At 40.6% G+C, this 25607-nt stretch carries 22 protein-coding genes; 9 read left to right on the top strand and 13 right to left on the bottom strand.

The genetic code is table 11. The features are described 5' to 3' along the window. Window positions 1-83 precede the first annotated feature (83 nt). Window positions 84-392: an HPF/RaiA family ribosome-associated protein gene (locus EGN73_RS18375; protein WP_219293106.1), complete on the top strand. Its 309-nt coding sequence runs from the start codon at window positions 84-86 to the stop codon at window positions 390-392. A 51-nt stretch (window positions 393-443) separates the two neighbouring features. Here the strand turns inward: EGN73_RS18375 and EGN73_RS18370 are convergent, their stop codons facing one another. From EGN73_RS18370 to rnr, 3 genes are read right to left on the bottom strand one after another with little or no spacing between them, the layout of a single operon-like run. Beyond that, window positions 444-1073 (bottom strand): rhomboid family intramembrane serine protease, encoded by a 630-nt coding sequence (locus tag EGN73_RS18370; RefSeq protein WP_219293104.1) that lies wholly within the window; start codon window positions 1071-1073, stop codon window positions 444-446. 9 nt (window positions 1074-1082) lie between these two features. Beyond that, window positions 1083-2069, bottom strand: coding sequence for a polyprenyl synthetase family protein (locus tag EGN73_RS18365; protein ID WP_219293101.1), 987 nt, complete (start codon window positions 2067-2069; stop codon window positions 1083-1085). After that, complete coding sequence (rnr, locus tag EGN73_RS18360; protein WP_219293099.1) at window positions 2044-4236, bottom strand: ribonuclease R; 2193 nt, start codon at window positions 4234-4236, stop codon at window positions 2044-2046. Before rnr ends, EGN73_RS18365 begins: the two co-directional genes overlap by 26 nt. A gap of 156 nt (window positions 4237-4392) precedes the next feature. Between rnr and EGN73_RS18355 the strand changes: the two genes are divergently transcribed. Beyond that, entirely contained in the window at window positions 4393-4728 is a 336-nt protein-coding gene (locus tag EGN73_RS18355) for a hypothetical protein (RefSeq protein ID WP_219293096.1), read from the top strand. Between the two features lie 160 nt (window positions 4729-4888). Here the strand turns inward: EGN73_RS18355 and EGN73_RS18350 are convergent, their stop codons facing one another. The 4 genes from EGN73_RS18350 to lipB form a co-directional block, all read right to left on the bottom strand. Continuing rightward, window positions 4889-6049 carry an ATP-binding protein gene (locus tag EGN73_RS18350; protein WP_219293094.1) on the bottom strand — a complete coding sequence of 387 codons (1161 nt, stop codon included), beginning with the start codon at window positions 6047-6049 and terminating at the stop codon, window positions 4889-4891. A 386-nt stretch (window positions 6050-6435) separates the two neighbouring features. Continuing rightward, a complete protein-coding gene (locus tag EGN73_RS18345; RefSeq protein ID WP_219293092.1) occupies window positions 6436-7185 on the bottom strand; it encodes a 3'-5' exonuclease in 750 nt (249 codons plus the stop codon). Window positions 7186-7259: 74 nt separating this feature from the next. Then, window positions 7260-7661, bottom strand: a complete 402-nt coding sequence (locus tag EGN73_RS18340) for a hypothetical protein (RefSeq protein WP_219293090.1) — start codon at window positions 7659-7661, stop codon at window positions 7260-7262. Window positions 7662-8014: 353 nt separating this feature from the next. Then, a complete protein-coding gene (gene lipB, locus EGN73_RS18335; protein WP_219293088.1) occupies window positions 8015-8728 on the bottom strand; it encodes a lipoyl(octanoyl) transferase LipB in 714 nt (237 codons plus the stop codon). A gap of 122 nt (window positions 8729-8850) precedes the next feature. Between lipB and EGN73_RS18330 the strand changes: the two genes are divergently transcribed. Continuing rightward, entirely contained in the window at window positions 8851-9207 is a 357-nt protein-coding gene (locus tag EGN73_RS18330; protein ID WP_219293087.1) for a YraN family protein, read from the top strand. A 62-nt stretch (window positions 9208-9269) separates the two neighbouring features. Continuing rightward, complete coding sequence (locus EGN73_RS18325) at window positions 9270-9722, top strand: hypothetical protein (protein ID WP_219293085.1); 453 nt, start codon at window positions 9270-9272, stop codon at window positions 9720-9722. Between the two features lie 34 nt (window positions 9723-9756). Here EGN73_RS18325 and EGN73_RS18320 read toward each other — a convergent pair whose 3' ends face one another. The 4 genes from EGN73_RS18320 to EGN73_RS18305 all read right to left on the bottom strand — a co-directional run bounded on the left by EGN73_RS18320 (window position 9757) and on the right by EGN73_RS18305 (window position 14719). Further along, window positions 9757-10728, bottom strand: coding sequence for a c-type cytochrome (locus EGN73_RS18320; RefSeq protein WP_219293083.1), 972 nt, complete (start codon window positions 10726-10728; stop codon window positions 9757-9759). Between the two features lie 98 nt (window positions 10729-10826). Further along, window positions 10827-12386 carry a helix-turn-helix transcriptional regulator gene (locus EGN73_RS22700; RefSeq protein ID WP_219293081.1) on the bottom strand — a complete coding sequence of 520 codons (1560 nt, stop codon included), beginning with the start codon at window positions 12384-12386 and terminating at the stop codon, window positions 10827-10829. A 195-nt stretch (window positions 12387-12581) separates the two neighbouring features. After that, window positions 12582-14078: a M43 family zinc metalloprotease gene (locus EGN73_RS18310; protein ID WP_219293079.1), complete on the bottom strand. Its 1497-nt coding sequence runs from the start codon at window positions 14076-14078 to the stop codon at window positions 12582-12584. Further along, a complete protein-coding gene (locus tag EGN73_RS18305) occupies window positions 14078-14719 on the bottom strand; it encodes a porin family protein (RefSeq protein ID WP_219293077.1) in 642 nt (213 codons plus the stop codon). The genes EGN73_RS18310 and EGN73_RS18305 overlap by 1 nt, the downstream gene beginning before the upstream one ends. A gap of 242 nt (window positions 14720-14961) precedes the next feature. Here EGN73_RS18305 and EGN73_RS18300 point away from each other — a divergent pair, with 242 nt between their 5' ends. From EGN73_RS18300 to EGN73_RS18285, 4 genes are all read left to right on the top strand, one after another. Continuing rightward, window positions 14962-17643 (top strand): alpha-L-rhamnosidase-related protein, encoded by a 2682-nt coding sequence (locus tag EGN73_RS18300; RefSeq protein WP_219293076.1) that lies wholly within the window; start codon window positions 14962-14964, stop codon window positions 17641-17643. Between the two features lie 59 nt (window positions 17644-17702). Next, window positions 17703-19118 carry a DUF1593 domain-containing protein gene (locus EGN73_RS18295; protein WP_219293075.1) on the top strand — a complete coding sequence of 472 codons (1416 nt, stop codon included), beginning with the start codon at window positions 17703-17705 and terminating at the stop codon, window positions 19116-19118. Window positions 19119-19204: 86 nt separating this feature from the next. After that, window positions 19205-20077, top strand: a complete 873-nt coding sequence (locus EGN73_RS18290) for an alpha/beta hydrolase (protein WP_246611657.1) — start codon at window positions 19205-19207, stop codon at window positions 20075-20077. A gap of 181 nt (window positions 20078-20258) precedes the next feature. Further along, entirely contained in the window at window positions 20259-20873 is a 615-nt protein-coding gene (locus EGN73_RS18285) for a DUF4230 domain-containing protein (protein WP_219293073.1), read from the top strand. 324 nt (window positions 20874-21197) lie between these two features. Here the strand turns inward: EGN73_RS18285 and EGN73_RS18280 are convergent, their stop codons facing one another. Continuing rightward, on the bottom strand, window positions 21198-22037 hold the full coding sequence (locus EGN73_RS18280) for a bacteriorhodopsin (protein ID WP_219293071.1): 840 nt from the start codon (window positions 22035-22037) through the stop codon (window positions 21198-21200). A 370-nt stretch (window positions 22038-22407) separates the two neighbouring features. On the opposite strand from EGN73_RS18280, the gene EGN73_RS18275 reads away from it, so the two are divergent. Continuing rightward, complete coding sequence (locus EGN73_RS18275; RefSeq protein WP_219293069.1) at window positions 22408-24543, top strand: M3 family metallopeptidase; 2136 nt, start codon at window positions 22408-22410, stop codon at window positions 24541-24543. A gap of 91 nt (window positions 24544-24634) precedes the next feature. Here the strand turns inward: EGN73_RS18275 and EGN73_RS18270 are convergent, their stop codons facing one another. After that, on the bottom strand, window positions 24635-25597 hold the full coding sequence (locus tag EGN73_RS18270; protein WP_219293068.1) for a PorP/SprF family type IX secretion system membrane protein: 963 nt from the start codon (window positions 25595-25597) through the stop codon (window positions 24635-24637). Between the last annotated feature and the right edge of the window lie 10 nt (window positions 25598-25607).

Genomic DNA, 25607 nt, shown 5'->3' with positions numbered 1-25607 from the left:
TAATTTTGATAAACGCCCGAACGGCTATTAAAATGGAACAAAAACTTCGCCAAGGAATTCTTATTTAAACTAAATCATATTATATGAATTACACCGAAAATTATAGAGGAATTAAAATTGATGTACAATCTGTAAATCTGGATATCAGTGAGTCTGTTCAGGCAGAGATCAGAAGCTGCATAGATAAGCTTTCTAAGTTCACTAACGTGATCAATGCAGTAGATATTTACTTTAAAGTAGATGGACAGGGAGGCACTGCAGAAAGTGTGGTCAGCATGCGTGTGGGAATCCCCGGTCCGGATGTTTTTGCTGAAGATAAAGGTGAGCATTGGATCCCTTTGCTCAAATCTGTCACGGATAAAAATGTACGACAACTCAAAAAGGGGAAATAATTCCCCATTATTCACTCAAGAGGGATCACCTCAAATCAAAAAGCTTCAGGACTAAAAAATCCTGAAGCTTTTTATTTGCTCAAAAAAGTCCAAAGCACTGGAAGGAGAAAGTATAAGTATAAATATTATACCAAAGAGTGCACCAAACAAATGGGCATCATGGTTGATACCATCATCCCCTTGCCTTGCCTTTACGACCGAATAAATTAAAAACATAACCCCCAAAGCAAAGCCAGGAAGGCACAATATTCCAAAGAGGCAAATATCAGATAATGGCATCAATATGATGCTGGCAAAAACAGTAGCTGCGACTCCTCCGGAGGCTCCTAATGCCCTGTAGTAACTGTGGTCACTGTGCTTGAAATAGGTGGGGATATCTGCTACCACAATGGCAGCAAAATAAAACAAGACATATATGGCTATTCCCAAGCCACTTCCAAACTTATAACTGAGGTACATTTCTATCACCCTGCCGAAAAAGAAGAAAGTAAACATGTTAAACAACAAATGCATGCTGTCTTTATGAATGAGTCCGGAAAGTACAAATCTGTCCCATTGTTTTCTATGCTTGATGGCATAAGGGGTAAACATCCACCTTTCCATTAGCTCAGGCTTTTTCCAAGCCTGATAGGAAGTCAATACCGTGATAAGAATTAAGATTACCGTAGCGGATAATTCCATAAATATGGGTTATTTTTCCCTGTTGATCAGGTCCTTTGTAAGTTGACGCAATACCTCCAAGGTATCCTGATTGGAAACCTCTAGTTTTTCAAATTGGGAAAAGCCCAAATCAAAATACTCTTGCATTTTCTTTTCAGTCAGCGTTTTGATATGGAGTTTGTCATAAATGGCAGTTACAGCCTTGACTTTCTCCTCTTTGTCAAAATCCTTAGAGGCTATCCATCTTTCTAAATCTTCTTTAATTGCCCCAGATGCCAGTTCTTTGGCTTTGATCAAAAGAAAAGTCTTTTTATTGGCAATGATATCTCCCCCTACTTGTTTTCCAAACTTTGCCTTGTCTGCATACACATCAAGTAGGTCATCTTTGAGTTGGAAACCGATGCCGATATTGACCCCGAAATCATACAATAGCTTAGCCTCTTTTTCGTCCCTTCCTGCCAAAATTGCTCCCAGTTCGAGTGCGAAACCCAGTAATACGGCTGTTTTGAGCCGGATCATATTAATATAGGTGTCTTCTTCCACCTCGTCCATTGACTCAAAGTTCATGTCATGCTGCTGCCCTTCACATACCTCGGCAGCAGTCCTGTTGAAGAGTCGGATACATTTTGGAAGGAGTACAGGGTCAATATCTACCAATAAATCATAAGCCCTGACAAGCATGACATCACCAGAGAGGATGGCTGTGTTGGGGTTCCACTTTTCATGTACTGTAGCCTTTCCCCTTCTCAAGGGTGCATCATCCATGATATCATCATGCATCAGTGTGAAATTGTGAAACACTTCCACTGCTGCGGCAGGAGAGAGTGCCTGTCGGTAGTCGTTTTTAAAAAGAGAATATGAAAGCAAAGTCAGTAAGGGGCGGATTCTTTTGCCGCCCAGACTCATGATGTAAGAAATAGGCTCGTAAAGTTCTTTTGGCGATTCTCCGTAATTCAGGTTTTCGATATGTGATTCCAGATCCTGGAGGATATCATTTACGCTTATAGTTTTGTTCATCATTTACAAATTCGAGGTCAATAGTTCTACGGTCAATGTCTGTGGCAATGACGCGTACCATTACTTTTTCACCCAAAGTGATCATTTTTTTATTTCTTGTCCCAATGAGACGCATATTTTTTTCGTCAAACTCATAGTAATCGTCTTTCATGTCGGTGACTCTTACCATACCTTCGCATTTGGTTTCGGTAATTTCTACAAATACACCCCACTCGGTGACTCCTGTGACAATGCCTTCATAATCTTTGTCCTCTGCCAAAGCCATGTATTCCACCTGCTTGTATTTGATGGAGGCTCTTTCGGAATCTGCGGCTCTTTTTTCCCTTTCGGATGAATGTACGCACTTGTCTTCCCAGGTTTCGGCATCCGGGCTTTTCCCCTCATCTAGGTAATGCTGAAGCAGCCTATGGACCATCATATCCGGGTACCTCCTGATAGGGGAGGTAAAGTGAGTGTAATGTTTGAAAGCCAGCCCAAAGTGCCCTTTTGGCTCAGTGGTGTATTTGGCTTTGGCCATACTGCGGATAGCGAGCTGTTCGAGAACGTTCTGTTCCGGTTTGCCCACAATTTCGTCCATAAGTTGGTTGAGAGCCCTGGATATTCTGACGCCTTCACCGATTTTGAGTTCATGGCCGAATTTTTTGGCAAAATTGGCAAATGTCTCCAGTCTTTCCGTGTCGGGATTGTCGTGAATCCTATATACAAAAGTATCCTTGCCTTTGTTTTGATTGAATACATATTCGGCGACCGTTCTATTGGCAAGGAGCATAAATTCCTCGATCAACTTATGGATATCCTTTCGTTCTTTGACCATCAGTCCAAGTGGAGTCCCTTTTTCATCCAATTTGAATTTAACCTCCACGGTCTCAAAATTGACAGCACCTTTATCAAACCTTCTTTTTCGGATTTTCTTGGCGAGCTCGTTGAGTAGGGTGAGTTCCTGGAAGAAATCGCCTTCTTGCTTGTCAATGCATTCCTGTGCTTCCTCATAGGCAAAGCGCCTGTCAGAATGGGTTACCGTCCTGCCAATCCAGTGATTGAGCACATCGGCGTTTTCATCCATTTCGAATACACAGGAAAATGTCAGTTTGTCCTCATTGGGACGAAGTGAGCACAGTCCATTACTCAGCCGCTCAGGTAGCATGGGGATTGTCCTGTCCACCAAATACACGGAAGTAGCCCTGTCGTAGGCTTCTTTTTCCAGCTTGGTATTGGGCTTGACATAATGTGTTACATCGGCAATGTGCACACCGATTTCATAATTTCCGTTTTCGAGTATCCTGTAAGAGATGGCATCGTCAAAGTCTTTGGCGTCTGCCGGGTCAATGGTAAATGTAGGAATGTCCCGCATGTCCCGTCTGTTTTTGATCTCCTTTTCAGGTATTTCATCCGGGATAGCGTTGGCTTCTTCTTCTACTTCTTGAGGGTATTCGAAAGGAAGCCCAAATTCGGCCATGATGGAGTGGATCTCTACTTCATGCTCTCCTGCTTTTCCTAGGACGCGGATAATTTTTCCAGTTGGATTTTTATCCTCTTCCCTCCATTCGGTCATTTTGACTACTACCTTCTGATTGTGTTCTGCACCACCCAAGTCTCCTTTGTGTACGAAAATGTCATGATGCATTTTTTTGAAATCGGGTACTACAAAAGCGAAGCGTGGTGAAATCTCCACCCTTCCAACAAATTCATCTCTGTTGCGCTCCAAGATTTCAAGCACCTTTCCTTCCTGCCTTCCACTCCTTCCTTTTGCAGGATGGATCATTATCCTGACCCTGTCTCCATCAAGTGCATGCTTGAGATCGGCTTCTTTGACCTGTATGTCTTCATCCAGCCCATATTTGGAGTCAGGGATAATATAGGCGAACCTTGGGTTGACAAAGTCCACCTCCCCTTCTATAAATTCCGGTTCCTTAACCGAGGAAAAGTAGTTTCTGGGGCTTTTTGAAATACTGCCCGAGTCGGCCAGTTTGTGCATGACAGGTTCTACTGCTCCTTTTGTCAGACTGTCTCTGATTTCCAATTTTTTGATAATTTGTTTGGCATTGAATTCCTGCCCGTAATGGTTGTCCAAAAAGTTAAGGACTTTACGTGCCAGTTGGGCTGAGTCGGTTATTTTTCCGCCTTTCTTTTTGCCCTGTTGGCTATTTTTATTTGATTTTCTTCCCATAAAAGTTTATTTCGAATTATTTAATTTCAGGCCATTGATATGTTTGAACTGGGCCTGTTTGTTTGTGATTAAAGTTACTAAAATCATTTGGGTTTCGAGGGATATTTTTAACTTAGAGTTTAATTAAAGAGTGATAGGTTATTAACCTCTAAAAAGATGAACTCGAATATCAGCATTTTTTTATTATTCACCTGCTTTGCTTTTGAGATAAATGGGTTTTCTCAGAATTTTCAGGGTATCTATCAGAGTATTGACGTGGAGAACCCATTGGTTTTATCTGTTTCTGAGCAGGGCGAATTGCTAATGGGAAAACTTTACCGATCCGATTTAAGTTCCAAAGAGTTTGTTGGCAGGAAAAGTAAAATTGGATTTGCAGGTGTTTTTGAGGTGGAAGGAGAAGCAGAAGAAGTCCATGGAGTAATTACCAAAAAATCACTGACCTTGACTTTGAAAGCTTCAGAATTTTTAGAAGCATCGCAAATGATGGCTTGAAAAATAGTGGGAAACAATATTCATATTTTTCCTTCACAATCAATCCCTGGTGCACCAAACTTTGTTCAAATTTCAAATGTTGATTTCGAGGATGGCAAAATGATTCTCAAAAACACCGAGTTTGGATGGATTGAGGTATACGAGAGGAAAGATTGAATTTTTATAATTCAACCCTCCTCCATGACACCAAATTTCCAGCACTTCTTTTTTGAGTTGTATCTCCTCCATAAACCAATGACTTGTTTAGGTTTTGTATTTGGGAGATTTCTTCAAACTTGGCAAGTCCATCAAACATTTGGGTTTTTATAGTTTGGGAGGCTTTGAATTCTATGATATCAATTTTGTCGCCTTTGTCGACCAATAGGTCAATTTCATTCCCAGCAGCATCCCGCCAAAACCATAGATCTTGAGGATTGTTTTGATGGTGCATTTGTTTCACATACTCTGCAATCATCATGTTTTCGAATAAAGCACCTTTGATAGGATTTGTCAGTATACTTTCCGTTTTGCTGATTTTGAGCAAGTGACATAATAAACCTGTATCGTAGAAGTAAAGCTTAGGTGTTTTGACAATCCTTTTATTGAAATTTTTGTGATAGGGGTATAGTTGAAATGTAATGAAACTTTGTTCCAAAGCGGAAAGCCAGGCTTTAGCAGTAGGTTGACTGATGCCGCATTCATTGGCCAAGGCATTCATGTTCAATAGTTGTCCTGCTCTAGTAGCGCAAAGGGCAAGGAAGTTTTGGAAAATCCTCAAATTCCGAATAGCAACAAGTTCACCGATGTCCCGGTTGATGTATGTTTCGATGTAATTGGAGTAAAAGACCTTTGAAGGGATATCCCGGTCATAAATGGCCGGGTAATATCCTTTGATCAGTGAATTCAAATAGTTCTCTTCCAATATTCCGGCATTGTTCAATTCCTTTAAATCAAAAGGGAACAATTTGAAAATCGCAACTCTTCCGGCTAGGCTTTGGGTGATGCTGTGCATCAGGTGAAAATTTTGCGAACCTGAAAGGACATAAATACCCATTTCCCCTCTTCGATCATCAACGATATTTTGGATGTAAGAAAACAGTTCAGGAACACGCTGAACTTCATCAAAAATGACATGTGTATGGAATTCTTTCAAAAAGCCATTAGGATCTGACTCAGCGAAGTTCCTGTTGTCAGGATTTTCCAAACTGACATATCGGTAGTCCGGGAATAAACTTTTGAGCAGGGTAGTCTTTCCGGATTGTCTTGGGCCTGTGAGTGCCAGAATCGGGTACTTGGGGCTAATCCTTTTTATTGCTGACACTATGTCTCTCGAAACCAGCATGTTTTTATTTCAAAGGTAAGTTTAATTTTGAAATTTCACAATGTTAACTTTGAAATAACACAAGTTAAATTTTGAAATAACATATTATAAACTTTGAAATAACACAAGTTGAATTTTGAATTGACATGGCGGTAAAATGCCTTAATTATCTTAGTAGAGAAAAATTCCCATCAATATCGAAACCCCTATTTCAATCCTATTTCCATAATCTCCCAAATAGCTCTGGTCTCAGAATCTCTGTTTCTTATAGATTTTCCCGCTATTCTATTTCTAATTATTTCAATTTTATCCCAAATCACTTCGCTCTCGGGATCTCCGTTTCACTCCGATTTCGTGAAGCATATTTCAATATCCACCAATATCGATAATCCTGCTCTAATCATATATCATTCAGAATTATCTGTATTAATAATCTCCATCTCCACATCAGGAGGGAAACATTGAAAAGCCAAATATATCTGTGCGGTCACCAATACATCCCTTAGGCAATATTCACGGATTTTTTGAAGGTTGTTTTCTACATAGTACGCCTCATTGACCTGAGAACCATCAATCCCATCTTTGGAAGTAGGAATGTCAAAAACTGCAGCCAGCAATTCCAATCTGGTGTAATGCTTGTAATCCCCGAATTTCCAAAGTTCCAGGGTGTCCAAATGGCGGATTTCCCATGGTTTCTTACCTGCCATCTGAAGTGGCTCTGGTAATGGAATCCTATTGATCAGAATCCTCCTGCTCAGGTAAGGGAAATCAAATTCTTTTCCATTGTGGGCACAAAGGATCCACTTCTTTTTTTGAAGCAGCTCGGCAAAAGCAGATAAGGTGTCGTACTCATTTTCATCTGCAAAACTCTTGAGCCTGAATTCCAACTTGTTTTCTTCAGCATTAAAATGAAAATACCCAACCCCTACGGTGATGACTTTGCCAAATTCAGCATAGATGCCAGCCTTCTCGAAAAACAAACTCCCGGCTTCAGTTTTTTCTTCCTTCTCCTTATTATTTCCTTGGGTGATGAGTTTTTCTTTTTTCAACCATTCTTCTTGCAGCCTCGGAGGCAAGTCTTCGTAAGAGGATTCGCAAGAGGCTGTTTCGATGTCGAGAAAAAGGATGTCTTTGAGTTCATTCAAAAAATTGTTCATTCGCTTTAATTATTAAGTTGGTAGCGATGAATTTAATTAGAAATCACGGATTTTAAAATTGAATTTTGATCCTTTTACCCATGCAGAACTCCCTCAAGGCCCAGTTCAGGAATGAATTTAACATTGCCGGGATCCATGCTACCATGGGGGAAGATGAATTTTTTGTCAAAAATCTGATCCAGAATATAGTAACTCACCCAGAATTCATTGCTTAAAGCAAAAAGTACGGGATCAATAGGTTCAATTTTAGCAATGGACTGTGCTCCCAATTCCTGTATCATGTGACGCAGTGTGGAGGTTTTCTTTTCTTCCCCATCCATGATTCCATAACCTTTTGAGGTGATCATCACTGTATTCAGCTCTATCAGGTTGAGGTTGATGATATATACTGTCCATTCTGTATTGCCGTTTACCTCTTCCTTGGCAATGGCTAGTTTTACCCCTGTTACGGGATGAAAGTTGATGTCTTTTTTCATTTTTTAGATTTGAGACATGAGATTTGAGACATAAGATGCAAGACAAAAGATGCAAGACATGAAATCTAGTTTTTGACTTGTTTTATATGAATGTCCACTAATACCTACTAGTTTTTTAAACGAGATCCCGAATCAATTGTCTCTTCTGGTTTGCGCTAAAGCTCTGGGTTGAAAATATTTCGCCGAAGGCATATTTCTAATTATTTCGCGAAGCATATTTCTGTATCATAATATCCACTAATATCCAATATCCATTAGTATCTAAAACCTTATTTCAACCATATTTCAATTATATTTCTACCTATTTCTATTTAGGTCTGACCAGAAAATAAAATATCCATTTTTATCACAAATCATTCTTCCATTTCAAATAGATGAATGATATGCTTTTTGACCTTTTCCTTGACTTCGTCTTGATCTAAGGGCCTGCCTAATTCCAAGTGCATGGAGGTCACTGCTTTGTCCGGAATGCCGCAGGGAATGATGTTGTTGAAGTAATCTATATCTGCATTGACATTGAAAGCAAAGCCATGCATGGTGACCCATCTGCTGGATTTGACTCCCATAGCACAGATTTTTCTGGGATTTTTTTGCTCGATATGATCAATCCAGACACCCGTAAGCCCATCAATTCTTCCGGCCTCAATCCCGTAATCAGCCAAAGTTAAAATGATGGTTTCCTCAAGCAGTCTCAGGTACTTGTGTATATCCGTAAAGAAATTATCCAAATCCAGAATTGGATAGCCAACAAGTTGCCCAGGACCGTGATAAGTAATGTCGCCACCTCGGTTGATCTTGTAAAAAGTAGCTTTTTTTTCTGTCAGTCCAATCTGATCCAGCAAAAGATGGGATTCCGCACCGCTTTTGCCCAATGTATACACATGGGGATGCTCCACAAAAATCAGGTAGTTGTCCGTTATTTGTTGCGCTTCGGGAGTAGCATTTCTATTTGCGATTTTTAAAGCTACGGTTTTGGCGAAAATTTCTTCCTGAAAATCCCAGGTTTCCTTGTAATCTTTGATGCCTAGGTCTAGAAATTTTACTTTTTTATTGATAACTTGATTCACGGGATGTAATTGATGCTATATGGAAACGCTGATTTTTTTCGGATAGTTCTCCTGTAGACGCCATTGTAATTGCTCCTGTTTTTAACTTAAGTTTTTTAACACACACACAAACAAAACAAAAAATGGCCATTCATAATGACAAAGGTAAGGAAGCGGAGGACCTGGTCAAAACTTGGTTGTCCGGAAAAGGGTATGAATTTCAGGAAGCCAATTACCGCTATGGGCATGCGGAGATTGACCTGATATTTACATTTCGTGGATTGCTGGTTTTTGTGGAGGTTAAATACCGCAGTGGTACTGGCTTTGGGTTTGCCGAGGAGTTTGTCGATGCTACCAAGCGTAAGCTGCTGATCAAGGCTGCGGATCATTATATCCACGAAAAAGATTGGCACAAAGATATCCGCTTTGATATTGTAGGAGTGTACAGGGATCGAAACGGGAATATTAATTTCAGGCATTTTGAAGATGCTTTTTATTAAAAAACCAAAGGAACTGGTAAGTATTGTCAGAATTTAGGTAGTTTCGGACAAATATCTTCAATATGAAAATCCGCTTCGTAATTTTATTTTTTATGCTTATTGGATTGTATTCCTGTAATACTGATCCCATGGTCAAATCCGCTAAAAAGGATGCGGAAAGATTTCTAAAAAATGTAAGAAATCCTCAGCAATTGATCCATCATCCCATGCTCGAACCGGAAGGACTTTCCACCACCATCGCTTTACAAAACAAAAAGAGAAACTTGGAAGGTTTACGTGATTCTGTCAACGAGCTCTGTGGCAAATCTTCGGATTATTCCTTGGTCAATACTTTCAAAAAAGTCGGGGAAAATCAAAAGAAGTTTATCTACCTGGAATATGAATATTGCAAGCAGATCACATTTATAATGGGATATGTGAAGCAGGGAGACAAAGTGATGCTACATAGTATTTGGCCAATGAACAGCGAAGACAGACCCAAGGACCTTTTTCAAAAGGATGCAGACTGGAATTAAGAAGGGGCAGTTGTAATACCGCCTCTTTGATGATTTATTTTTTAGCCTGAAATTTTTCCACGTAGTTTTCTACCGGCTGAAGGGATTTGAGGTAAGTATATATGGCCTCCAGGTCACTTTCATCCATACCTGCGTACATGATCCATGGCATTATTGTCTGAAAGTCGCCTGGTTTGACTTTTTCGGGGATATAATTGTCTCCATACATTTTAAAGCGCTGAACAAACATTTCCTTGGTCCAATTCCCTATTCCACTTTCATGTGGGGTAAGGTTAGGGGTTACAAGCATAGCCTCAGGGAATTCAAACTCACGTCCCCCGGCCAGCCTTTCTCCTACAAAAGCCCCGTTTTCAAATCTGGTATGGCATTCAGCACAACCCGAAATCGTAGCCAAATAGCCACCATATGCAACTTGATCTTGTTTTGGGTCCGGTCTTTTGCTAAGGTTTGCTTTTTTGGGCATAGTATTCAGAATGATGTTGAATGGGAAATCAGGCTTGGACTTTGGGTGGTTTGTTTCTACTGGGTCTAAGGTTCTGAGGTAAGCAATCACAGCTTTTACATCCTCGGCGTCTGCCTTGGAATATTCTCCATAAGGCATCACTGGGAAAATAGCGGAACCGTCTTTTCTTACCCCAGTGGTAATGGCCCTGAAAATCTCCCCATCTGTCCAGTCTTTGAGGTTGAAAGGAGTGAGGTTTGGGGAAATAAACGTTCCAGGGAAACCTTCTTTTTTGTCAAAAACTTCTCCCCCGGCAGCCAAGGTGGACTGAATCGGGGGACCCGCAAAAAGTTCGAAATCCCGCACAGAATGACAGTCAACACACAACATTACGTGGTGGGCTAGGTATTTTCCATGAGCTACCCGTTCTTCTGTGATTTCTATTTGCATCTCCTCCGGTGGGCCAACATTGGGAAGCGCAATGGAAATGTAAGCAATTGCCACAAGAATTAAGGCAAGGATTCCTGTGATTACGAAAGCAGAGATTTTCAAGATTTTCTTCATAGTAAAAATTGGTTTTGAGAGCGGTTGTTTTCTTGACAAAAATCCAGGAATCTTACTTTTCATCAATCACCCTTTTGGGTGATTTTTGCTTCTTTCTCTCAATACCTGTGCAATCTGTGAATTAGGTCAGTCCTATTATTGGCTTCTGTTTTGGAAAAAATATTTTTAAGATGTGTCTTGATGGTGTTTTCACTGACAAACAATTGATTGGCAATTTCTTGGTTTGATTTCCCTTCCTCTACCAGCCTGATAATTTCGATTTCTCTTTTTGTCAGAGGGCTGAGCATTTTGAGGTTGATTTTTGCAAAATCAAGGTTCCCTGAATTGTTTTTTTGTTCCAGCTCCTCTTGCCGGATTTTTACTTGTTTTCTCCATTTTTTTACATAAAAAAACAAACTGATGGTAAAAGCGAAAAACAATAATGTAAGGATGATGCTGATGTTTTTCTTTTTTGACTGCTCCGAAAATAAGGCCATTTCCTGCTGTTGGATTTTCTTATCTTTTTCTATAGCGTCAAACCTTGCCTGCATCTCTTCTATGGCCCATGCTTTTTGCTCATTATTGATACTGTCATTGAGGAGGTTGTATTCTTTCCAGAATCTAACAGACCTTCCAGGATCGCCAGTCAACTCGTAGGCAAGTGCCAGTTCTTTATAAAGAAGTCTTCTGAGTTCTAGCCGGTCAGAGTTTTCGAGCAGCTCTCTGGCCTCCAAGAGTTTATTAATCCCGTTTTTGTCAAGTTTGATCTCTACTATTCCCAAATAAGTAAGGGCAGCTGCTTTTTCATGGATTTTGTCTGGCTTGAGTTTGGGGACTTCTTCAGAAAGGAGTTTATAGGCAAGAGTGTCATTGCCTAAGTGATAAAAGGCTACCGCTTTTCCGATATTGATTTCTGCCAGATTGTGGGAAGAGGCAGTATTGGATGAAAGTGCATCAGCTTTTTGGAATTCAAGTAAGCTTTTGGGATAATCATTAAGGTAAGCATATAACAGTCCAAGATTGTAATGTGAATTGATCATTCCCACGGTGTCTGCTTGGCTGTTTTTGATTTCGAGGGACTTTTGGTGTACCTCCATAGCTCTTCTGAAATTTCTTTGTTGCCTGTAAATGACTGCAAGGTTGTTGAGTGCTTGGGACATACCCTCCAAATATCCCAAGTGCTCGCTGAGGTCAAATCCCTGCTGAAAATTTTCCAAAGCCTGATCCTGAATACCTTGGTAATAATAGGCCACTCCAATGGCATTGGTGACCTTGGCGAGACTAAGGCTATCTTTACTCTGTAATGAGAGACTCTTCATAAAAGCAAAAACTTCCATAGCTTCCTCAAATCTGTTGAGGTACTCCAGCGCAAGTGCTTTTTGGTAAAGGCTCCAGATTTGTCCGCGAATAAAATTGAGCTGAATGGCCAATTTGGCACCTTCGTCTGCGAAGTAAATGACAGAATCGGAATGCTGATCTTGATAGTAAAATGCCAGGTCTCTGTATATCCAAACCTTGTTGGTGTCCCTTGGGGCAGTGATCAAGTCCTGCTTTAGTTGCTTGATGATAATTTCTTGGGAAAAAACGGGTGAGAAAAACAGGCAGCAAGTAAGAGTCAAAATAGTTCTACGCAACTTTTTCAAGAAAAAGGCTTCTGACTTTGATCCATCTCGCTTCATAATCCGGGTGTATAAGCGTAAAAGTGAATGTGAAACTTTCGGTTTGGAAAATGAATGTAAGGATTTTGGAAATCAAAGTGAAATAATGGATTGATTTTTAGCCTGTTGAGGGTTCATGGGTAATATTGGAAAAAGTAACACAAAAAAAGCCTTGCAAATTTTCACTTGCAAGGCTTTCAATATGGATTACCAGATTTAAAAATTACAAATAATGGGTTCAATGCTCCTGTCAAGTGTTCCCTTTTTAAAAGAGGAGATCCTTGAAGTCTGATTTTCGGCACGGGGTACAAAAAGACCAAAATCATAAACTGCATTCATTCTCTCTCTTTGGTCAAAGGTGAAATGATCCACATTTACCACGTAATCCATGAAATTGGTAGAAATGAAGTTTTCACCTAAACAACTCCTTCTATTGTTGTTGAAAACAGCATTTCCAGAAAGGTTGTCTATGCTATGGGGTTTTGTGTCATCTACATAATCACCGGGTCCACAGTTTTGGAAGGTATGATACAATCCCAAGTAATGCCCCATTTCATGAGCTAGGACATGTGGATTTGGATTGCTTTGTTCTATGGCAAACCTGTAGTCCAAAGATATAGAATAAGGGTAGTTGATGACCGGGTCAGGGTTGGAGTTGACCTGAAGACCGGGAATCACTCCCTCACTCAAAGTAGGCAAATAGGCAAATCCTGCAGCAAAACCTATGCTTTCTATGAATACATTAATATACCTGTTTGGGTCCCACATTTCATCGAACTTGGTCTGAAGGTATTCCGGACTGTCATCAGAAAAGTCAGATGCTACTTCAATCCTATTGTATCCTACTGTCTGAAGCATGCTTCCATCCGGGGCCCTGTCCGCTAATCTAAATCTGAAATAACCGTTTACGGCATTTACATTACTTCTGAAGCTTGTTCTGATTGTATTGGCAAATGCTGCATTGACTTTGGAAATTTCATTGGCCATCTGTGCTTCAGAAATATTGGGACCATTGGAAAATACATGAAAAATGATCGGCATTTCTTTCACTGGATAGACAATATCTTCTCTGGATTCAATCTGAAGCTCATTGCTTTCCACTCCGAAAATTCTGGCTTTGACTTTAAGGGATCCGGTCTCTCTGATCCGTATGTTTTGAAGCGAGCTACTTACTTGTTCGCCCACTTGAAGCTCCAAGTTTCTCAAAATCTGATCTTCCAGTCCTGTAATTTCTCCTTCAGGCCCAAATACCCTGACCCTGAAATCCATGGTGTTGTTGTCTGCTACCGCAAAACTGTTTCTTGTTTCATCAGAAAAATCCAATCTGATCTCTTGAATGTAATCTGGGCCTACCACTTGGATTTCCACATCGTTGCTAAAAGTGCGTTCCCGTGTCGGAAATGCTGCCCGAAGTCTGTATGTACCTGGTCGGGAAAGGTCCAGGCTTGGTGCTTCAATCAAGGAATCCGTGAGGAATAATTCGAAAGGAATGTTTTGGTTTGTAAAAAGAGGCCTGTTGCTTTCGTCAAAATACCTGACATCCACAGGCAAAGCCTGGCTAAGATTTTCAGAAAAGAAAATCTGCTGTGGGGTGCTTATGGAAATCCTTGCGATCTGATTAAGGTAAAAGGAATTTTCCTGTTCTCTTTCTGCCACACAGGAAATACCGAGTAGGAGTGCCAGGCAGGGGATGAATTTTTTTAATGCCTTCATTAGTATACCAGGATTAATTGAACTTGATTGATGCTGTTAGGAACCTGAGTGTTTTCCACGAAATCATTCAGGGATTGGTAATATCTGAATTCCACTAAGCGTTTCCCTATATAGACACCGACGCCATAGTTTAGGCCATACTGCAAACTACTGGTGTTTGCTTCGAAGTTATTTACGGAGTTACCATTCAAGGTGGTTTCCTGAGAGGTGCTCAGGTAATACTTTGCAAATCCGCCAAATGAAATTTGGGGTTTAATTTTTCCTCCGTAAGTCAGGACTAACGGAATGGCATCAAGCCCAAACACAAAATTGTTGAATTCTGTAACAGCTTCGATATTGGAATTGATTGAATTGTTGACCACTGGCTGGATCTCCATATATGGTTCCAGTCTTGCATGGTTAAATTCAGACAACTTCCAATCAAAAACTGCTCCTGCGCCAAAGCCTACCTTATAGTCTGATGTTACTTGTGCAAAACCCAAATCATCGTAATTGAAAAAATTGAGTGATGGAGCAATTCTGACTCCTACTTTCATTTCTTTTTTAGGTTTGGGGATACTGTCATTCAGTATCTCGGCCTGGAGTTGATGTGAAATCGACACGATTGCCACAACCAGCATTATTGCCATTGCTTTTTTCATATAAACAAGTTTAAGTTATCCCAATCACTATTTTTCCGGGAAAGTCTAAAATTAGCCCCTGAAACTAGGTATTTCTGATTTTATTCTCAATATAAACTAAGGGATTTTTCGAAATGTTTGTAAGCGTTTGGTAATTAGTTATTTGAATTTATCATAAAGTCTTCAGTTATTGTATTTATTCACTAATTTATTGATGGAAATAGGTCTTTTTAGAATAAATAAAAAAATAACCGAACATAAATATGGGTAAGTTTAAAGGAGATAATAAAGGCAGACGGGACTTTCTACGTACCATATCAGCTACGGGGGCATTTTCATTGATGCCTGTTTCATTTGCACTTTCAGAATCAAGAAATGCTTTGGAAAATCTCAAAAGAGCCAAAGGTGTTGTCGAACTTTCTGAGCTACCCAAGCGGAAGGAGCTTAACCTTTCTCCTGCTTCATGGATTTGGTTTCCTGCCGAACGGATACTTCCAAATTCCTTTTTTCATTTCAGAAAGGTGCTCAAGCTAAACAAGTCAGTACGTTCCGCAAAAGGTTGGATTCAGGCAGAAAGTAGGTATGTCCTTTTTTTAAATGGGCAAAGGATTCAATTCGGGCCAGCCCCATCTGACCCACGATATGCAGAAGCCGATCCTATAGATTTAACAGATAGATTAAAAATTGATGATAATGTCTTTGGAGCAACTGTAGTTTATTTCGGTTTTGGAGATGGTGCATGGCCTGCAGGAAAAGCAGGATTTATTTTTAGGTTAGAAATAGGATTTGAGGATGGTGAAAAATCAATCTTGGTGAGTGATGAAACCTGGTCTGTCCAGCAGGCAAAAAGCTGGCCTTCCGGAAAATATAAACGCTGGTATCTACGAGCTTTACAGGAGGAGTTTGACAACCGGTTATATCCGGATGGCTGGAACGACGTAGGTTTTTCCGAAGATAATTCTTGGAAAAAGGCCAAGGTGTTTTCGAAGGAGGCGCAGAAAACGGCCTTGAGTTCTTCCATTTCTGATTATTTATATGACAGCGGAGGAAATCAGAATACTCAACTCAGAAGACGCACTGTTCCGCTGATATTGGAAAAGCCTGTACATGATTTTCAACTTAAGGAAGTACATACTTTAAATTGGAATACCTCGATTGAAGAATACTTTGATTTTAAAACTGAAAATGCTTTTCAAGTTGATCAAATTATAGATGGGTTTTCGGAAAAAGGTGCAACATGGGAGTTTGAAGTACCTAAAAGCCAAAATCAGGGACTGGTTCTGTCTTTTGAAATGCAGGAGCATGCTATTGGTTGGCCTTTCGTTACCATCAGCTGTAGTGAAGGTACTACAGTTGAAATGTTGGTGCAGCAAGGGCATGAACTGTTGAAAAGGGGTGGTCCTGCTCTGATCAACAACAATTTCAATTCATGGACAAGATTTATATGTAAGGAAGGGGAGAATCAATTCATGTCATTTGATTATGAAAGCGTCAAGTGGATTCAGCTTCACATCCACCATGCAGTAGGAACAGTCAAAATCAGTCATCCCGGACTTCTGAGAAGAGTGTATGATTTTCCTTTTCAACCTACAGTTGAAACGTCTCATGAGGGATTTAACCGACTTTTGGGAGCATGTATCAATACGGTTTGGAACAATAGCCATGATACCATTGTGGATTGTGTGGGGAGGGAGCGGCAGCAATATAGTGGAGACATTGGACACATGATCCATGCCTTGCATGTTGGATTTGGAGAAGGGCAGCTTCCTTATAGATTTGTAGACACCTTCAGTCAAGGGTTGACATTGGGAGGTTTTTTTATGGACAGCTGGCCGGCCTACGACCGATTAAATAGATTGGCGCAAAGACAGTTGGATCTTACTCCTTGGGGAGTGCTTTTGGATCATAGCGTAGGTTTTTGTTATGATTGCTGGAATCATTATCTCTATTCGGGGAAAAAAGAGGACTTGGAGGAAGCATTTCCAAGACTGTTACGTTTTTTTGAATTGATCCAAAGCTCTCTAGACAATGAAGGCCTGCTTCAGGTAGAAAATTTAGGGGTAAATGCCATCTGGATGGATACAGATTCTTACAAAGCAGTCAGAGATAAGCAATGTGCCTATAATTTGTATGTCGCCAGCATGTTGAAATTAGCTCTGGCTCCATTGGCAGCCGAGTTTGGGTTGGATGCATTAAAAAATCAAATGTTTGATATGTCCTTAAAGCTGGCTGAGAAAGTAGAAGCCAAGTTTTACCTTGCCAGTGAAGGTTTGCTGGTTATCAACTTGCCATGGCTTGACGAGGATAAAGAGAAAAGAACCTGTGAGCGCTCTTTGGCTCATTGGGTATTGGGAGGTTTTGTACCTAAATCTTCAAAAAAAGCGGTTTTAAATGAATTGACCACTCTGCCCAAGAGGTTAGGAAGGTGCTACCCGGCCAATACTATCTGGACGTATTGGGCTTGTTCAGCTTTGGGGAATACAGAGTTTATTTTGAAAGACTTTGATCAGAGGTGGTTGCCAATGCTTTCTGTAAAAGAGAACAATACCATCCAGGAACATTGGCAAGCAGAGAAAGATACACAAAACCAATTGAGCCATGCCGGAATAGCCCCTTTCTATGCAGCCTACATGTGTTTTGCCGGTATTGAAGTCATCAGACCGGGTGGGAGCTTGGTCCGAGTGAAACCTCAGCCAGCTAGTTTAGAGAAATTGAAATTGACCTACCATACTTCTTATGGGCCTATGGGGTTTAACTGTCAAGGAAAAAAAGGGAACAGAAAATTAATCCTATCTATTCCTAAAGGTGTCTTAGTCCATTTGGAAATTCCTTCCTCCGAAAAGATCCCCCATGGAGCTGAAAAGGTGACAGCCGATAAAAATGAATTTACAACTGTTTGCCTTTCCGGTGGGAAGGTGTGGGAAATAGATTTGTTGTATGTTTAAAAGGGCTGATGTATCTTTAAATGAATTGATAAAAACCTCCCAATTAACCTTGTATCTAAATGAAAGACCTTCTTTTTTTTCCTTTACTCTTTATTTCTTTGGCCATCTCCGCTCAAACTTCCTTGGAATTTAAGAATCCTGTCAAACAACGTGTTTTGGTACTCACGGACATTACCAATGAACCCGATGATCAGCAGTCTTTGGTGAGGTTTTTAGTCTATTCCAATGAATATGATGTGGAAGGAATAGTGGCTACCACTTCCACTCATTTGAGAGACCACACAAGGAAAGACAAAATTGAAGAATTGATCAGGAATTATGGAGAAGTAAAAGCCAACCTGGATAAGCATGGGGATGGCTTTCCCAGCGCGGAATATCTGCTGAGTGTGACTTCTGAGCACTTACCACTTTATAGCATGGATGGAGTAGGGGAAGGGAAAGATTCTCCAGGCTCGGAGCTGTTGATAAAAGCAGTGGACAAAGAGGATGATAGGCCGCTTTGGGTGTCCGTGTGGGGAGGTGCCAATTGCTTAGCGCAGGCCTTGTGGAAAGTGAAAAATACCCGTACCGAGGATGGGATCAAAAAGTTTGTCGAAAAAATCAAAGTATACGCCATCTCTGATCAGGATTTTGCAGGGCATTGGATCAGACAAAATTTCCCTGGTATTTTTTATATCGTAGATGCAAGTGCCGGGGACAACTGGAGGGAATATTACAAAGCCACCTGGACAGGAATAGCCGGCGATAAATGGTATAAAAATGGGCCATTTCATCATTTTGATCTGGTTGACAATCCGTGGCTGATGGAAAATATCCGGGACAACCATGGCCCACTAGGTGCAAATTATCTCCCTGTAGAATATATAATGGAGGGTGATACGCCTTCTTTTATAGGTTTGATTCAAAATGGGCTAGGCTGGGATCAAAGTCCCAGCTATGGAGGATGGGCCGGGAGATATGAACACTGGAAGTCTTTCGGAGAGGTGGACAAAATCTGGACTTCTTCCATCAACACGCAAGATGAGCTTGTATTGCCTGATGGCAGAAAAGAAGCTTCGAATCAAGCGACGATCTGGAGGTGGAGAAAGGCCTTTCAACATGATTTTGCGGCTAGGATGGATTGGAATGTAGCCGAATCCTTTAGTGAAGCCAATCATAACCCTGTAGTACTCCTTAATGGAAATGAAGGAAAAGCTTTGGCTTTTGGAAAGGTAAAAAAGGGAGAAACCGCCAGACTATCAGCGAAAGGAACATTTGATCCTGACGGGGATCTGCTAAGGTTCAAATGGTGGATCTACGGGGAAGCAGGAGGTTTTTCAGGGAAGCTCCAATTTCATAATCCGCATGGAGAAGAACTGGTTTTTGAAATGCCAGTGCTAGGTCAGGGACAGTCGTTGCACGTGATTTTGGAGGTAGAGGACAATGGAGAACCTAGTTTGACCAGTTATAGAAGGGTAATCATTCAGCATCCGTGATCCGCTAATTTGACATGAGGATAAAAAAAATGTTATCTTCCAAGACGATAAAAACCAATCTCTTGATTGTTTTAAGTCTGCTTTTTATGTTTTCTACGCAGGCACAGTCAGTTTTCAGTTTGTACGGAGAGCAAAATATTCCCAATTCCATAGATACACCCGATGATGAATTAACTGAAGTAGGGGAGGATGGTATATTGAGGATCAGTAAGGTCAGCCGGCCAACCTTGACAGCATATTTTCCAGAGAAGGAAAAAGCCACCGGGGAAGCAGTCATTATAGTTCCAGGTGGGGGATATTGGATACTTGCAGCTGGACATGAAGGTGCGGATGTTGCGGTGGCACTGGCTGAAATGGGCATTACAGCATTTGTTTTGAAATATAGACTTCCAAGCGATGACACCATGATCAATAAGCGTATTGGTCCTTTACAGGATGCACAGCGGTCTTTGCAATTGGTAAGGGAAAATGCAAAAGAATGGGGAGTCCAGTCTGAAAAAGTTGCTTTGTTGGGCTTTTCGGCTGGTGGACACTTGAGCTCAACTGCCGGAACCAAATTCGAAACTTCTTATATTCCCAATCCTGAGGGCTTGAGTCTGAGGCCTGACTTTTTGATTTTGGTTTACCCTGTCATTAGCTTCGATCCTGCAATCGGCCATAGTGGTTCCTCCAAAAATTTGTTGGGAGAAAACCCATCTAAAGAAATATTGGACGATTTTTCAAGTGATAAGCATGTCTCATCAGATACTCCTCCTGCATTTTTGGTACATGCGGCCAATGATCCAGTCAGTATTGACAACTCCAGAGTTTTTGAAAATGCGCTGAAAACCCACAATGTGCCGGTGGGAACCTTATATTATGAAACCGGTGGACATGGGTTTGGGCTGTACAATCCAGAATCGGATAATTTATGGCTGGACAAGGCTATCCAATGGTGGAGGGAAAATTCAAACCGTTAAAATTATTTAATTTTTACGCTTTGGATGTGATTATGAAGGGTTTGGATAGTTTATTGTTCCGTGATGACTGTAAGATTTGCTTGGAAAAGTCTATTGATGGCCCAAGAATACAGAACACTTATCGCAAGCGACCTTTCTTAAAAACTCAACTAGCATTTTGACCACCCCGTAATACAATACTATGGTAAGATTTATTTCAGGATTTGTGATTGCTGTTCTGCTTTTGACAGGAGCATGGATCATATTCAGTGAAAAAGAAAGCAAAGAATCTTTGGACGAAAGTTCGGCATTGATCCAGCAACAGATAGAGCAAGTCGGAAAATTGATAGTTACTGAGGGTAATTTTTCCCAGGTATTTAATTTCAAAAATTCCCAAAACCTATTTCTCAATATTCTGAAATCAGATAAAAAAGCTTTAGTGGTTGCAAATGCCAAGGTAACGGTAGAGTATGACTTGAGACAACTGGAAACAGAGCTTGATGTAGAAAACAAGAAGGTTATTTTGAAAAAAATCCCCGATCCTGTGATCAATATTTACCCTGATATCCAGTATTATGATGTCAGACAGGATTATTTCAATCAGTTTGGTGCTGCAGACTACAATAAAATCAAAAATACCGTGACCGAGCGTATCAGACAAAAAGTTGATCAATCCAATTTGTTGGATAATAGTCGGGAGCGTTTGATGGCGGAATTGGCCAACATATACGTACTTACCAAGTCATTGGGCTGGACTTTACAGTACAATGAGATAGTAATAGAGCACGAAGAAGACCTTATGATTCTCCAGCGTTAAAAGTAAATAGGGCGTGCTGAAAAACGCCAACTGGAGAATAAATGCTTTAAATTTTGATGAATATCCCGTTTGTCAAGTATTTTCTTTTTAAGCAGGTGCACGCTTATTCAATGATATAAATGATTTCCGTGCTCCTTAAAATTTCAAAATTCGAAATTTTAAGGCTAGTATCAGGCATACCATCTTCTTCATTGGGCTTACTCGAAGTATAAGCATACATCTTCATTCGCCCGCTTTGAATCTGGCATACCTGAGACTTTTTCAGCAAACCCTAAATAGGCCACTCTTTCAAGAAAGTGGCCTAAAAAATTCAACGGGGATTTATTAAACTGTGTGTTCCAAATATCCTTCTTCCTTACTCAATATCTGAGCGACATTGGTCAAAAGAACCCCATAAATTACCTTGGAGCTGACATCCGCAATGGTATATGTAATCTGCCTGGCAACAACTCCTACTTCATTGAAAAAAGCACCTTCTATGCCTGCCAAATGTGGCATGAGATAGGCGCCAGGATATAACATCCAGCTGACCAGAAATAATACCCAAATGGACTGCAAAGTTTTTTGTGCTTTGACAGGGATACCTTCTTTACCCTCATCGATAACTTTTTTCATCAGCCACAGAATATGGAAGAAAAAGACTGTGGAGATAGCTCCCCAAACTGCAAACATGGTCAGATCTGTTACTTCATAGTACTGTCCTACATAGCCAGTTAAAATCATACCTGTTCCAGAGAACCAAAACTGATTTCTAATACTGCTGAAGTTGGATTTGGTAAGTGTGACCACAAATAGAATTTGGAAAAGTAACATGGGAACATCAATCAGCCAATTAAGATATCGATATCCATTATTGAATAGGTCATTGCCTTCTCCTAGGAAGTATTTGCCTCTTTCCGTATCAAAAACAAAACTACTGGTCCAATTTTCCGCCTGAACGTAAAGGAGTAAGAATGCGGAAACCATTACCACTACAGAAAGCACCGAAGATGTTCTAAACCTTGGTGCTACCGTTTTGATGGTCAAAACAAAATAAAACAGCCCTGCCAGCATTACTGCATAGCCAAGGGTCAAAACGTGGGCTACCATCTGATAAGCCATTTCATTGAAGCCATCCTGAAAACCTATATAATTTTCAAAAGTGGCATTGCCTAATTGTTCCATGGGTTTAGGGTTTTTGATTTGAAGTTGAAACAGCTTGTTCGGAATTATGTTTTTTTAAAAGGGTGTAAATTTTAATAAAATTCTGATAATTCATTATTTATCTTATAATAATAGAATTCTATTTTATTTTTTTGGGGAGAAAAAGTTAAAAACCGGATATGAATAGAGCCTTTTTGTATGTGATTTAAGAAGTTCTAAAAATGGGGATCAGTCTTTTTTATTCAGTTATTTTCGCACTTCTTATTTTTTTATTGAAAGTTAAAATCAAAACCTATGAATTAAGGAATCAACGGGTGATTATTGAAGTGATTGAATAGTAGGGGTTAAATTATTCTTATATTTGCCATCCGAAACCCAAATATTCATATTCATGAGAAAATCAATATTGACTTTGGCCGCAGCGGGAACCCTGCTTTTTGCCTGCGACCAATCTGATGAAGCATCCACTTCTATGAACCCATTCTTCGAGTCTTACAATACCCCTTTTGAGGTGCCTCCTTTTGACAAGATCAAAAATGAGCATTTTGCTCCAGCACTTAGGGAAGGGATGAAAATCCAGCAAGAGGAAATCGATGCGATAACCAATAATCCGGAAGATCCTACTTTTGAAAATACCATTGAAGCCATGGAAAACTCAGGTAGACTGCTGGCTAAGGCAAGCATTGTATTTTCTAACCTGAATTCAGCAAATACCAGTGATGAGCTTCAGGCGATTGCCAGAGAAATGGCTCCAGAATTGTCCAAGCACAGCGACAATATCAACTTGAATCAAGAATTGTTTGAGCGAGTAAAGGCTGTTTGGGACAAAAAAGATGAGCTAGGCCTTAGTGAGGTTCAGCACAAATTGTTAGAAAAAAGGTATAAGGCATTTGTCCGAAGCGGAGCAAATCTTAATGATGCTGATAAAGAGAAAATGAGAGAAATCAACAGCAAACTCTCTACTCTTGGACTTCAGTTTGGACAGAACCTTCTAGCCGAAACCAATGCATTTCAATTGGTGGTAGAAAATGAGGAAGACCTTTCAGGTCTTCCGAATTCCTTGAAAGAAACGGCTGCTGCAGATGCCAAGGATGCCGGAATGGATGGGAAATGGCTTTTTACCCTTCAGAATCCAAGTGTAATGCCTTTTTTACAATATGCTGACAACAGAGATTTGAGAAAAAAAATCTGGGAAGCTTATAAAAACAGGGCTGATCAGGATAATCAATACGACAACAAAGAGATCCTTATTGAAATTGCCAATTTGAGAAGAGAGAAGGCCAATCTATTGGGATTCGAGACTCATGCTGATTATGTGCTTGAGGAAACCATGGCCAAAAACCCCGAGGGCGTGTACAACTTGCTCAATCAACTTTGGACACCGGCACTCGCTAAGGCCAAGGCTGAGGCTGCTGAAATACAGGAATTGATCAAAGCTGAGGGCAAAGATTTTGAATTGGAACCTTGGGATTGGAGATACTATGAAGAAAAGCTAAAAGTCAAGAAATTTGACCTTGACGAGCAGGAAGTCAAACCTTACTTTTCACTCCCTAAGGTTCAGGAAGGAGTGTTTATGGTAGTCAACAGGCTATGGGGACTTACATTTGAAGAAATTGAGAATATTCCTGTTTACCATCCTGATGCCAAAGCTTATGAAGTAAAAGAAGCTGACGGTTCCCATTTGGGAGTCCTTTACATGGATTTTCATCCAAGAGCTTCCAAAAGGGGAGGGGCATGGATGACTTCTTATAGGGGACAGGAGATGGAGAATGGGGAGAGAAAGGCTCCGGTTATTTCTATAGTGTGCAATTTTTCCAGACCTTCTGGCAATGCGCCTGCTTTATTGACCTTTGATGAGGTGACTACCTTTTTCCATGAGTTCGGTCATGCTTTGCATGGTCTGATGTCCAATGTGCAGTACAGAAGCCTTGCCGGCACCTCTGTTCCAAGGGATTTTGTGGAATTGCCTTCACAGATAATGGAAAACTGGGCTACGGAACCTTCTGTCCTGAAAGAATATGCTTTTCACTATGAGACAGGAGAAGTGATTCCGGATGCTTTGATAGAAAAACTTCAGAAGTCCGGTACTTTTGGACAGGGTTTTGGAACCACCGAATACTTAGCTGCATCTTTATTGGATATGGACTATCATACTCAGAAAGAAGCCATTTCAAAAAGTGCTGATGAATTTGAAGAAGCTTCTATGGATAAGATTGGCTTGATTGATGAAATTATACCAAGGTATAGAAGTACCTATTTTCAGCACATTTTTGCGGGTGGATATTCAGCTGGGTATTACAGCTATATTTGGTCAGGAGTGTTGGATACAGATGCTTTCCAGGCATTTAAGGAAACTGAGCTCTTCAATCAGGAAAAAGCTCAGGCATTCAGAAAAGAGATTTTGGAAAGGGGAGGTACGGATGACCCTATGAAGATGTATGTCAATTTCAGAGGAGCTGAACCTAAAATCGATGCTTTGCTGAAGAAAAGAGGATTGGACCAGGTGACTGTGGACAGGACAAAGTGAAAAATCCTACCCTATAAAAGTAAAAAACCCGTAGCATGCGTTACGGGTTTTTCTTTTAGGGTGAAAGCAACTTGATCTGATTCCATAATTCTTACCAGATAAGGACTTCGTCTTTTGACTCTCTGATGTTCTTTCTAAAGATCGGGAAAACAGCCAGGAATTCATGTGTTGTATTGGGTAGCAAAAAAGCCCTGTTGCTTGGCATTTCATAAACATATCCGATCCTGACAGCTGGGAAAATTACACCAAACTGAAAGTTGTTGGCATAGTCCACTCTGTGTCCTGCGCCCAGCCATATTTTGTCCATCAAGATGGCTTTGAGGTTGAATTCTATATTGTCCGGCAGATCGCTTTGTGAGCGGTACATGAAGTTGGAAGCTATTCCAAAGTTGTCTGTCACCATGCTACGATAGCCTGCCTGCACCACTGATACAGGAGCTTTTCTATCCATAAATACATCCCCTGAACTCAATGCTCCCTGATTGACATTGTGCATGGCGTAGGAAACATAATATTTAGGATGTGTCAGGGCCATTCCAATGTTAAAGTCGAATACCTGCATATTCGCAAAGCCATTGACATATTGGGCCATGGTTGGGTCATTGGATTGTTCGGTAGTCATACTGTTGCCATCTAATCGGACAGTATTATAGTTTAGGCCTACCCCCAGTCTTAAGTTTGCCTTGTCGGAAAGCTGGATTCTTGAAGCGTAGCTGAGCATCAACTCTGTATCTACGAAGGCTCCATATCGATCATGCATGAGGTTTAGACCCACTGCATTTTTTCCGGCTGTGGAAGGGTCAGGTGCAGAATTGAAATCGGCAAGATCAAATTCTGCCGAAGCAAAATAAGTCTTTGGAGCCCCTTCAAACCCTGACCACTGGTCTCTCACAAATCCTCTGAAATTGGATCCCTCATAGCCTGTCAGGGCAGGGTTATAATAGTTTTGAAGATGACTGAACTGGCTTACGTATTTTCTGGATTGGGCTGAAACACCTAAGCTAAATAATATGGCCAGGCCAGTCAGAAAAAGGGTTTTTGTAAAATTTGCCATAATGATATCA

Origin of the sequence: Arthrospiribacter ruber (assembly GCF_019343195.1) — a bacterium.
Classification (GTDB): Bacteria; Bacteroidota; Bacteroidia; order Cytophagales; family Cyclobacteriaceae; genus Arthrospiribacter; species Arthrospiribacter ruber.
The sequence above is the reverse complement of the archived record's forward strand: the minus strand, read 5'-3'. Positions and strand labels throughout refer to the sequence as shown.